At 62.7% G+C, this 11,245-nt stretch carries 8 protein-coding genes and 2 pseudogenes; 4 read left to right on the top strand and 6 right to left on the bottom strand.

Features of this window, described 5'->3' with window-relative positions; translation table 11 throughout:
- Window positions 1–39: 39 nt before the first annotated feature.
- From J7E82_RS16300 to J7E82_RS21360, 3 genes and pseudogenes are all read right to left on the bottom strand, one after another.
- Window positions 40–1,152 (bottom strand): Xaa-Pro peptidase family protein, encoded by a 1,113-nt coding sequence (locus J7E82_RS16300; protein ID WP_214864491.1) that lies wholly within the window; start codon window positions 1,150–1,152, stop codon window positions 40–42.
- Window positions 1,149–3,224, bottom strand: a complete 2,076-nt coding sequence (locus J7E82_RS16295) for a DUF6807 family protein (RefSeq protein ID WP_251042010.1) — start codon at window positions 3,222–3,224, stop codon at window positions 1,149–1,151. The genes J7E82_RS16300 and J7E82_RS16295 overlap by 4 nt, the downstream gene beginning before the upstream one ends.
- Window positions 3,198–4,355 (bottom strand): annotated as a pseudogene (locus J7E82_RS21360) (acetylxylan esterase); the annotation flags it as partial. The gene J7E82_RS16295 and the pseudogene J7E82_RS21360, both read right to left, overlap by 27 nt.
- A gap of 359 nt (window positions 4,356–4,714) precedes the next feature.
- Between J7E82_RS21360 and J7E82_RS16290 the strand changes: the two are divergent.
- The 3 genes from J7E82_RS16290 to J7E82_RS16280 all read left to right on the top strand — a co-directional run bounded on the left by J7E82_RS16290 (window position 4,715) and on the right by J7E82_RS16280 (window position 8,098).
- Window positions 4,715–5,659, top strand: coding sequence for a carbohydrate ABC transporter permease (locus J7E82_RS16290; RefSeq protein ID WP_214864489.1), 945 nt, complete (start codon window positions 4,715–4,717; stop codon window positions 5,657–5,659).
- The gene (locus tag J7E82_RS16285) at window positions 5,652–6,614 is read left to right on the top strand and encodes a carbohydrate ABC transporter permease (protein WP_214864487.1); all 963 of its coding nucleotides are present in this window, start codon (window positions 5,652–5,654) and stop codon (window positions 6,612–6,614) included. The genes J7E82_RS16290 and J7E82_RS16285 overlap by 8 nt, the downstream gene beginning before the upstream one ends.
- A gap of 122 nt (window positions 6,615–6,736) precedes the next feature.
- Window positions 6,737–8,098, top strand: a complete 1,362-nt coding sequence (locus J7E82_RS16280) for an ABC transporter substrate-binding protein (RefSeq protein ID WP_214864485.1) — start codon at window positions 6,737–6,739, stop codon at window positions 8,096–8,098.
- 150 nt (window positions 8,099–8,248) lie between these two features.
- Here the strand turns inward: J7E82_RS16280 and J7E82_RS20835 are convergent.
- Window positions 8,249–8,401: pseudogene (locus J7E82_RS20835) on the bottom strand (HNH endonuclease); the annotation flags it as partial.
- 22 nt (window positions 8,402–8,423) lie between these two features.
- On the opposite strand from J7E82_RS20835, the gene J7E82_RS16275 reads away from it, so the two are divergent.
- Complete coding sequence (locus J7E82_RS16275) at window positions 8,424–9,824, top strand: recombinase family protein (protein ID WP_214864483.1); 1,401 nt, start codon at window positions 8,424–8,426, stop codon at window positions 9,822–9,824.
- On the opposite strand, the gene J7E82_RS16270 is transcribed toward J7E82_RS16275, so the two are convergent.
- Together J7E82_RS16270 and J7E82_RS16265 are read right to left on the bottom strand one after the other, a co-directional pair.
- A complete protein-coding gene (locus J7E82_RS16270) occupies window positions 9,819–9,992 on the bottom strand; it encodes a hypothetical protein (protein ID WP_214864481.1) in 174 nt (57 codons plus the stop codon). The two genes, J7E82_RS16275 and J7E82_RS16270, sit on opposite strands and share 6 nt — an antisense overlap.
- Complete coding sequence (locus J7E82_RS16265; RefSeq protein ID WP_214864479.1) at window positions 9,989–10,768, bottom strand: hypothetical protein; 780 nt, start codon at window positions 10,766–10,768, stop codon at window positions 9,989–9,991. The genes J7E82_RS16270 and J7E82_RS16265 overlap by 4 nt, the downstream gene beginning before the upstream one ends.
- Window positions 10,769–11,245: the final 477 nt, after the last annotated feature.

Genomic DNA, 11,245 nt, shown 5'->3' with positions numbered 1-11,245 from the left:
CGCGCGCCCTGGGGGTTGCAGGCCCTTGGGGTGCAGCTCTTACAGCTGCAGCGTCTGCGGCCGGGGAAGGCCATCGACGTCGACAGTCGGCCACCTGGGATCAACGGTGAGCACCTTGAGCCCGTCGGCCATCAACTGCACAGTGTCCTCGATCTTCACGCCTGGTCCTGAAGGGTTCCATGTAAAGGTCTGGTTTGGGACCACCACATCATCAGTGGCCGGAGTGGCGCGTGGGTCGCGGCCTGCATAACCGGCGGGGCCGCCCTGGTGGTGCAGCATCCATTGCTCGGCGCCAAAACCGTGACGCGCGTAGGACGCCTGTATCCCCGCAAAGATGTCGTTGAGCCTGGCTCCCCCCACCGTGGCCCGGAAGATATCGGCCTCCACCTGCATGATCCTGACCTCGGCGTCGAGCTCCCCGGGGGTGCCGGCGTCGAACCTCACCCAACGGGTGACGTTAGCAACCAGTCCGTGCCGGCGGGCGCAGACGACGGCCATGGCGCGGCGGCCCAAGGGGGAGTGGGTGGGCAGCGGATGCCGGAAAGTGCTGCGGCTGCTCCCGTTGCAGAGCAGGACCAGGGGCTCGGCCCCCAAGGCAACGATGCGGCCGGCAAGGGCCGAGGCCACCTCGAACTCCGTGGTTTCCGGCGTCGTGCCGGACAACACTTCAGTCATGGCTTCGGCGGCCTCAGCGCAGAGCCGGGCATAGCGTGCGCTTTCCCCAGGAAGCATCGCCTGCCGAGCCGCGCGGAGTTCCGTAGCTACGGCGCGTTCGGCCAGGGGTGCGCCGGACGGCGCAAGGGAGGCGGCGACGTCGGCCAGCTGACCGTGCCACGGCACGGCATGAAGCTCGACGCCGGTCGGCAGCTCTTCCGCGGCCAGCCGCTCGGCCTCGTTGTTGAACGTAACCAGGTGGTCGCCGTTCCGGTCTACGAGGAGGGCGGCAATGGGATCGCCGGCGAGGCTGATGTGCATCCGGCTGCCGTCGAGATACCAAGTGAGGGACGTGTGGCTTGTCAGCAGCAGTGAGTCGTGGCCTCTTGCGTCCAGGATGTCCAGGACGCGCTGCCGCTTGACGGCTCCGTCGGCGGGATTTGGTGTGCCAGCCACGGGGCTGGCGTGTGCAGTTTCGGAGCGGACAGATGTGTTCATGCGGATTCCCCCAATGATTCGATGAGTTGTTCAATGTCTTCGGTGCTCAGGATCCCGTCGACGATCAGCACATTGATGGTGCGCCGGACGGGATTCGATCTGCTGGCCAGGAGCGGTTTGTCCCACGCGAGTGAGAGCCCGACTCCGGGATAGCCGGATTGGCGCACAAACCACGGATCCGGTGCCTGGCGCGAGGCCAGGAAGACCAGGGTGGCAGGTGCTGCGCCCCCAATTGACGCCGCACCTGCCCCTCCGGCGGTTGCCGCGGCTGCTGTTCCTGCTGGCAACGCCTCGAAGTAGCCGCTCCAGGCCAGCCACGGCGCAATGGTGCCATGCACGCGGTCCTCGCCCTCGGCGTCGGCGGTCCAGACCCTGGCGATCCGAACCTGCGGGAGTCTCCAGAAGAAGCCTCCGTAGCCACCGCCGTCCCGTCCGTTCGAACCCGGGCTGCCCAGCGACACCGGTTCGGAACCGGCGGGGGAGAGCTCGAAGTCGAGGCGGAGTTTCCAGGTTGACGGGCCCAGCGCCACGGCGCTCCACTGTCGCTGCTCGTTGAGGATGGGAGAGCCATCGGGGCCGATCCAGTTCAGAGTCTCGGAGAATGACCCTGTGGACATGGCTTTGGCGATGCCGTGGACCCGGCCGTGATCGTTCCTCCAGACATAAGCCCCGGCGTTGCGCGTGTATGTGCGACCGCCCCAAAAGTTCACGCCTGCAACGTCCTGGATAGCTACGCCTGCCCCCAAGTGCCACACGTGGTCTTCCTGAAGATGGTCCGTGACGATGGTTCCAGCCAAGGTGCTGATCGGGTGCAGATAGGGCCGCGGGGACGACGTCGGCATGATGCGGCCGCCGTCCTGGCGACGCGCCACGAGTCGCCCCTCGAGTTCGAGCCCGGCGGCTCCTTCTATGGGCGGAACCTGTACAGCCCACGGCGCCGCGAGCTCCGAGAACGTGGACTGCGCCAGTATTGAGCGTTTCAGGAGGTCCTCGATGCCGAGCACCACGGGGTGGGCGTCGTCACCCTCGCCTTCCCAGCGCACATGTTCGGCTGGAATTTCCTGTGGTGATTCGGCAGTGCGAATGGCCTCGAGGACCTTCATGTAGGAACCGGCGGATGACAGGGAGCTGAGCAGGAGCCCTGGGTCGCCCTTGGATCGGGCAGCCAGGAGGTTCTCCAGCAGGTCAATTCGTCCAAAGGTCCGGGTGCTGACGCCATTGGCGGTTTCCAGGACGAGGCGGTCCTCCGTGTAGAAGAACTCCGCCTTGCCTCGCGTGCCAAAAACGGTGACGGACGGAGCGGACTGCACGGCCGCGCAAAGGGTCAGGGCACAGATCAGGACTTTTCCGTTTGAGGTGCGGACTCGGATAGATGAGGTGTCATCGGATTCGGTGTCGTGGGCCCGATAGAGGTCAGCCTCGACGGTGGTGATCTGTTCAGCGGTATCGGCTCCGGCGATGCGCAGCCCTGTGGCAACGGCGTGTGCCAGCGCATTTGTAGCCACACCGTCCACGACGTACGTACCGTCCAGGCTCCGCTTGCCTGCCCAACGGGAGCGCTTGAAATAGCCAATATTCCGGACCCAGGCACCTTCAGCGCCATATCCCCGGACCTCGCCGATGTCAGCCGATTCTATGAGCCGGGCGATTGCGGGCAGGGCCTCGGAACCCAGGCTCTGGAAACCCACTTGGACAAACCGGCCAGCTGCATCCGCAGCGGCAAGCACTTCTTCGAACTGGGCCAACGATGCCACCGGGGGCTTTTCGAGGTAGACATCAGCACCGGAGGCAATCGCGGCCAGGCTAAGCGGCGCGTGAGTCTGGATGGGGGTGGCAATGACGACAACGTCCGGCGCGATGCCGGCAGCCAGCAGCTCGTCCAGGGTGGAGAACACTTTCACGGAGGGGTCCAGGCTGCCCTCTAGCGGCGGCCGCGGATCGGCCACTGCCACGAGTTCCACCCGTGCCTCGGCCACCAGCCTCTCCAGATTGTCCAAGTGCCGGGCGCCAAAACCGTGCACGCCCACCAGGGCGATCCGCGGAAGGCTGGTGCTGTTTTCGTTCGCCTTCAACCCTGCCGCCAGGAAGGCCGCGGCCTCGTCCTGCATGTCACGGGTGAAAGTGTGCCCGCCCGGCCAAAAGCTTCCGACGTACCGCCCCGCCGGATGGAGCCGCCTGAGGATGGCATCGGCGTCGCGCATTCCCTCCTCCGGGAACAACTCATCGGCCAGGGCGTACTGAACCAGCATGCTGTCCGCCTTCGAACGCGCCGTGAGCTCGGGCCATTCACCCAGGCGGGAGAGGCCGGGTGTCTGCAGCAGCCACGAATGGGCGTCCAAGTAAGACGGGACCAGTGACTCGAAGGTGGTCATCATGCACGTCACCACGTGGCTGCGGATCTTCGGGCTTAACGCTGCGAGGACCAGCGAGCGCCCTCCGCCGCCGGAGAAACCGAGGCAACCAAGACGCTCGGCGTCGACCCCCGGGAGGCCTGCCAGGACATTCAGCGCCGCGAGGTCGTCATGGGCAACCATGCCGGCAAAGCTCGAACCAAGCAGCCCGGCGGCCTTCGCCACGGTATCTTCATGCGCGGCAGCCGCCGCCTCATAAAGTTCAGCAGAGGAAGGTTCGACGCCGGACTCGCGCCAGAGCGCCAAACGGCCATCGACGGCGCTCGCCGTCCGCCACGGGAGGGGATCGAGCTTGAAGCCCCGGCTTCCCCAGGCGAAAACATCATGGGCGAGCACAGCGAAGCCGCGGGAAGCCAGCCAACTCGCAAAGGCCCGACCCTCATACAGCGTTTGCTGGAGGGAAGCCTGCTGTAGGAATTCCTGAGCGCGTTGAGGAGGAACGGCCACGAGCCGATCAGCGCCCTGGGACTTGATCCCGGCATGGCAGTGGAGGGCCAGAACACCCGGGAGGGGAGCCGTGGCTCCAGCGGGACGAATGAACCAGGCTTTCGTGACCGGGCCGAATCCCAACTGCCACTGCAGGCGTGACGTGATGACGCCGTCGTGCGTTTCCTCCCACTCGACGGTGACGCGAGGCGCTTCCGGCACCGCGGGAACCCCGAGCACATCGGCAAGTTCCTGGGCAGGAACGCCTGTAGCGTAGCGACCGAAGTCCTTGAGATAGGCCGGCCAGTCCTCATAGCCGCCGATGGCGCTTGGGCGGACGGCGGCAGGAATCGTGGCAGGAATCATTGCAGCGTCCTCCAGGGTGCAAACATCTTTGTCCTGCCTCTCGCAGTGCGCGCTCGCCGGAATTTCCGGGCAATCAGAAAACGCTTTCTCAAAAATTAGCAAAGGGGTGTACACGGGTCAAGAAACCGTTTACTTTGGTACCGAGCCGCAGTTCGCTGGAACACCTGAAGGGTCCAATCAAAGGGACACGCAGGTCCAGGCGTAGTTCTACCCTGCCGCCAGGTATGGCAGCTGCATATGGCAACTGCACGAAGTAAGACCCGCGCGTGGATGGCCACGATGACCAAAGGAGACCACATGGCCGCACAGCATCACTCGGGGACGCCGGGGGGCGTTCCCGATGTCGTGAGGGGGAGCCAGTGAGCGCTATCAGCGAACTGTCTTCACTGTCCCGTCGAAAGGGGCCGGTGACCGAAGAGGAAAAGCGCGCTAATCGCCGTGACAACAAGGCGGCCTACGTTTTCCTCCTGCCCTGGCTCGTGGGGCTTCTGGCCATCACTATCGGCCCGATGTTGATGTCCCTGTACCTGGCCTTCACCGACTACAGCCTCCTGCAGCCGCCTGAATGGACAGGCCTGGACAACTTCATCAGGATGTTCGGCGACGCACGGCTGCATAACTCGCTGGGTGTCACTTTCACCTACGTGCTGGTGGGTGTCCCTCTGCAGTTGGCCGTGGCGCTGGTGATCGCCCTGGTCCTGGACAAGGGCCTGCGTGGGCTGCCGTTCTACCGCTCCGTGTTCTACCTGCCGTCCCTCCTGGGCGGCTCTGTCGCCGTCGCCCTCCTCTGGAAGCAGATTTTCGGCACCACTGGCCTTGTCAACCAGGTCCTGGCCCTGGTCGGCATTCAGGGGCCCGGCTGGATTTCCGATCCGAGCACTTCGCTGAGCTCCATCATCCTGCTGCATGTGTGGACCTTTGGCAGTCCGATGATTATTTTCCTGGCAGGCCTGCGGCAGATTCCCAATATGTACTACGAGGCCGCCGAGGTGGATGGAGCCAGCACATTGCAGAAGTTCTGGCGCATTACGCTGCCCATGCTGAGCCCCATCATCTTCTTCAACCTGGTGCTGCAGATCATCGGTTCGTTCCAGTCCTTCACCCAGGCGTTCATCGTCTCGGGCGGAAGCGGCGGGCCCTCGGACTCCACCATGTTCTTCACGCTGTACCTGTACCAAAAGGGCTTCGGCCAGTTCGACATGGGCTACGCCTCAGCCATGGCCTGGTTCCTGCTCGTGATTATCGGTGCCTTCACGGCCATCAACTTCATCGCTTCAAAGTATTGGGTGTTCTACGATGACTAAACTGCAGACGCTGCCGGCACCGGTCCAGGATCCCGGCAAGCATGGAAAACACGGTAAGTCCCGCGGTGGAAAGCCCGACGACGGCGGCCGGCGCCGGGAATCCCGCGGCACGCTCGCCTTCAGCCGAAGCGCCCGTATCAAGTCCCTGGCAAAGCACGCGCTGCTGATCGTCACTGGTGCGCTGATGATTTACCCTCTGCTGTGGATGGTGGTCTCGTCGCTGCGGCCCAACGACCTCATTTTCCGTGAGCCGGGACTCTGGCTGGATAGCCTCGAGATGGGCAACTACACCGATGGCTGGTCCGCGTTGAGCCATCCGTTCGGGCATTACATGCTGAACTCGGCGATCGTAGTGATCGGTTCAATTGTCGGAAACCTGCTCTCCTGCTCCATGGCCGCCTACGCGTTCGCCCGGCTGCAGTTCACCGGGAAGAAGCTGTTTTTCGGCATCATGCTGCTCACCATCATGCTGCCCTTCCACGTGGTGATCGTGCCCCAGTACATCCTGTTCTCCCAGATTGGCTGGGTGAATACGTTCTGGCCGTTGATTGTCCCCAAGTTGCTGGCTACAGATGCCTTCTTCGTGTTCCTGATGGTCCAGTTCATCCGTGGCCTGCCGAAGGAACTGGATGAGGCTGCCAGGATCGACGGCGCTGGACACCCGCGCATCTTCTTGCGCGTGATCCTGCCCCTCATGGTCCCGGCCCTTGCTACCACCACTATCTTCACCTTCATCTGGACTTGGAACGACTTCTTCGGCGCCCTGATCTACCTAACGGACCCCGAGATGTTTACCGTTCCGGTTGCGCTGCGAGCCTTTGTCGACTCGCAGTCGGCCACCAGTTGGGGATCACTGTTCGCAATGTCCATCGTGTCGCTCCTGCCAGTGTTCCTGGTGTTCCTTTTTGGCCAGCGGTTCCTCATCAAGGGCATCGCGACTACCGGCATCAAATAGCAGTACCAAAAAGCTCTTGTAGTACAAGTTTCGGACTTGTATGATGAGTTGCAGAAAGCGCTTTCTCAGTTCGCATCCCCTGATCGTTTCGCACCACAGATCAAAGAAGATCGGAGTATCCCGTGCCGCTTTTTTCCCGGCAAGCGTCTGCAAACCCCGGTGGGTCTGCCCGAACAAAATCATCAGCGGCCAAGCGTCGCCTTCGTGCCAGCGGAGCTTTAGCCGCCGCAGCCGCCGTCGTCCTCGCTCTGGGTGCCTGCGGCAGCGGAGGTTCCGCTCCCAAGAGTTCCGACGGCAAGGTCGAGCTCCGATTCTCCTGGTGGGGTGGCGACAAGCGTGCCCAGCTGACCCAGGCCGCGATCGCAGCTTTCGAGGCGGAGAACCCGAACATCAAGATCAAACCGGAGTACGGCGACTGGAGCGGTTACTGGGACAAACTGGCCACCCAGGTTGCAGCCAACGATGCTCCTGACATCATCCAGATGGACGAGAAGTACATCACCGAGTATTCGACTCGCGGGGCCTTGCTTGATCTGTCCAAGCACGACATCGACACCTCGAAGCTGGACGAAGCGGCCCTCAATGCAGGCAAGGGCGAAAAGGGCCTCACCGGTATCGCGGCCGGCATCAACGCTGCCACGATCCTTGCCAATCCTGCAGTGTTCCAGGCTGCCGGCGTCCCGCTTCCGGACGACAAGACCTGGACATGGGAAGACTTCGAGCGGATTTCCGCCGAACTCACTGCCAAGTCGCCCAAGGGAACCTATGGGTCCGCTGCCTATGGCACCGACGAGGCTTCGCTTGGAGTATGGCTGAGGCAAAACGGCAAGTCGCTCTACACCGACGACGGCAAGCTGGGCTTCGAACCGAGCGACATCGCTGAATGGTGGACCTTCCTGAAGGAGCTCAGCGAAAAGAAGGCTGTTCCCTCGGCGTCGGAAGTTGTTGAAGCCGAAGCAGCCCCGCTCGACCAAAGTGGCCTCGCTACCGGGAAGAACGGGCTCGCATTCTGGTGGTCCAACCAGCTCCCCGCGTTGGAGAAGGCCTCTGGGGGCGAGCTGCAGATCCTACGGTTCCCCTCCAAGACAGGCAAGTCCGCGGATACGCAGCTCTGGTACAAGGCGTCCCAGTTCTGGTCGGCGTCTTCCCGCACCAAACACCCTGAGGAAACAGCCAAGTTCATCAACTTCCTCGCGAACAATGTGAAGGCCGGCGAAGCCCTCCTCGCTGACCGTGGTGTCTACCCGAACTCTGAGGTCCGGACCGCGATCGAGTCCAAGCTGACTCCCGCCGATGTCAAGGTGGTCAAGTTTATTGACCAGATCAAGGACGAACTCGGCGAGGCCCCGGCTCCGCCGCCAAAGGGTGCTGGCGCTATCCAGGAAATCATCAAGCGCTACACCTCGGAGGTCCTGTTCAACAGGCTCTCCACTGAGGAGGCAGGCAAGAAGGCCGTCGACGAAATGAAGTCGGCGATCAGCTAGCCCCACTCCCTCGCCAACATTGCGGCGGCCAACATTGCGGCAGGCGGCCAACATTACGGCAATTGTGCCGTCTTGGTGCCCCAGCCGGATCCTCCGGGACTCCGGCTGGGGCACTTTTGTTGCTGCTGATGTCCATAAAGCGCCGGTCTGTCATTGCCGGAAGTAGTGGTTTCGTCTGGGTTTTCGTTGGGGGTCGATGTGGGGTGGCGGGATGAACCAGGGGATGTCGTTTTGGACCTGGATTTGCCAGTGTTCTTTGTGGATCAGGTGGTGGTGGTGGGAGCAGAGCAGGGTTCCGTTACTGACCCTTTGTTAGTCTGACCCCATGAAGCAACCCCGCTCCGCCGCGATCTACGCCCGCATCTCCTCTGATCAGTCAGGCGAGGCGTTGGGTGTAACACGCCAGCTGGAAGACTGCCGCAAGCTTGCCGCCGATCACGGTTGGACGTTGGGCGAGGAGTACGTCGACAACGACATCAGCGCGTACAAAGGGAAGCCTAGACCCCAGTACCAGCGGATGCTCGACGACCTGGCCGGAGGTTACCGAGACGCAGTCATCGTTTACAACATGGACAGGCTGACCCGGCAACCAATGGAATTGGAGCAGTTCACCCGCCTGTGCGAGCAGGCCGGGGTCACTCAGGTGAAATCAGTAACGGCCGACATTGACCTTGGAAATGACGACGGCCTGTTTATGGCCCGTATCCTGGCAGCTATCGCCTCCAAGGAGTCCGGTCGGAAGTCTCAGCGACTCCAGCGCAAGGCTCGTCAGACTGCCGAGCAGGGACTGCCCAACGGCGGCCACCACCGCCCCTTTGGATACGAAAAGGACCGGATGACGGTAAACGAGGCGGAGGCGGGAATTCTGCGTCAGGCCGTAGCCCGGTTCCTGGCCGGGGAATCGTCGCGTTCCATCTGTGTCTGGCTCAATGAGGCAGGCGTGCGGACCACAGCTGGCGGCCCCTGGCAGACAATGACCCTCAACGCTCTACTCAAGTCAGCCCGCATCGCCGGGCTACGCGAGCACAAAGGCATCGTGGTTGCCGACGCGCAATGGGATGGGATCATCACCCCGGAACAGCGCCAGCAGATCCTCGGCCGTTTCGAAACCAAAAAGCGGACCAATACCCGTGCGCGGCGAAGGTATGTCCTGTCCGGCCTCCTGCGCTGCGGCAAGTGCGGTAACAAGCTGTTCTCCGCCGTCCGAGTCAACACCCGCCGATATGTCTCCGCATCAGGTCCAGACCACGGAGGCTGCGGAGGCATCACCATCGTGGCCCCGCCCCTGGAAGAGTTCCTCGCCGCTGCGGTACTAATGCGGCTCGACACCCCTGAATTAGCGGATACCCTGGCGGGCCGCAGGGCAGCGGACGAGCAGCAAAGCAGTCTGCTGACAGCGTTGGAGGGTGACCGGAACCAGATGAAAGAACTGTCCGAACTGTGGGCGGCAAAAGAAATCTCGAGCGCGGAGTGGAAAGCAGCACGCGGCCCGATCGAAGCCAGAATCAAGACCACCGAGCGGCAGCTGGCGCAGGCCTCAAACTCCACAGCACTTGACGGGCTGATCGGCACCGGTGGTCAGCTGAAAGAGAATTGGGAGACGCTGAACCTTGACCGGCAGGCGGCGATCATCAAGGCCGTGTTGGATTATGCGACGATTCTGCCGGGGACACAGGGAGCGCGATCGCTGGACTCGGCACGGATTCAGCCCCTCTGGCGGCTATGACGCCGCGGCGGTACTCCGGCCGCTGCCGCGTCCGTCCGTTCCGGGCGCGGCACCCATGAGCACGCCAACCCGGGCAAGAACACCGGGATCAGTCACACGGACCGGAACGCCCTGGGCAGCACAACTGGCCTCCACCCACTCAGCAAGCACCCGTGAATCCAGCATCATGCACCCCACTGCGCCCAAATCGCGGGAGCACCGGCCCAGTCCTCAACAGAAACCGACGACCACTGAGTCACCGGAGGCCCGTCGAGAAAATCGGAGGCCTGCGCCAGAACATCAGCCGGTGAGTAGCCGCTCAGAGCGAGCTTGACCGGCTGAAAGCCCTGAGCCACGTCGTAACGGTGGAGACCAAACACCTGAGATGCCGGTTCCGTGAAGCTCTTGGAGACGTATTTCGACAGATACCCGGCCGCCTTGCGCGCCTCCGACAACGCCCCCGAACCGACCGGCAAGTCACCCAACAGCTTGATATGGACATGTCCGCGGCCCCAGGCCTCTTTGATCAGTCGCCGGTGAATGTAACGACCGACGGCGAAGTGTGCGTGCAGCCCATGATCCGTCTTATGCCACTCGGGAACCCACGCGTAAGGCAACGGATCGCCACCCAATCCCAATCTAAGGTCCCGGAAGAACGCGCCGAGATGGGCGCGTAATTCCTTTGGGTCATGGCACCCCGTCCTGGCATAGGTCAGCGTTCCGAGGCGGTTGAGCCGGTTCGCCGCGCAGTAACGCCGCAGCTTGGACCCCGCACGCCGACCGGCCTCAGCCGCAGCACGCTCAGGATCGGTGGCCAAACCTTTGGCGACGAACGCTCGGTTGGGCTTGTGCGATGAGCGGAACCCGCCGCCGCCCTCGCCGGCGTCCGGATAGAGCGAGAAGAACCAGCCGGCATCGGCAGCGATGAGCCGGCCAAGTGATGTGTTGACAGCAGTAGTGGACATGGGACCCCAAGAGAACGAAACCGACAAGGAATCGCCAAGGTCCACTGACAACGTAATAGAGAATGGTGTTCGACAGGGGGCCTCAGCATCCGGTCTCGCTCCGGCGGGCCCAACTCTGTCATTTAACCGTGAGCATTCCTTATGGACGCGGGCCTACCACGCTGCTCGACCCCTCAGGAAGGCCACCTGCTAAGTATCTATACCGGCCCTGAGTTGGTCCTGCCGGGTACTGCACTGCGCCTATCCTGCCACACGAATTACACGGCTGTCACTACCTGCCGCGGGACCGTTCGTCCTCGGACGCTGTCAATGGCCAATGGTTTCTGCCCATAGGCGGCCAGTAAATGTACCCGCTGGTGGCCAGTAAAACTGCCCGGTAATGGCCAACAGATCTGCCCACTGATTGGTTCGGCGGGTATCGGCCAATGCGGTTGGGTTTAGTTCAGTTGGGTGACTCCCTTTCCGGCGAGGGCTTGG

The sequence above is a fragment of the Arthrobacter sp. ISL-30 genome (assembly GCF_018613855.1).
Classification (GTDB): domain Bacteria; phylum Actinomycetota; class Actinomycetes; order Actinomycetales; family Micrococcaceae; genus Arthrobacter.
This window is presented reverse-complemented; position numbering and strand designations above follow the sequence as displayed.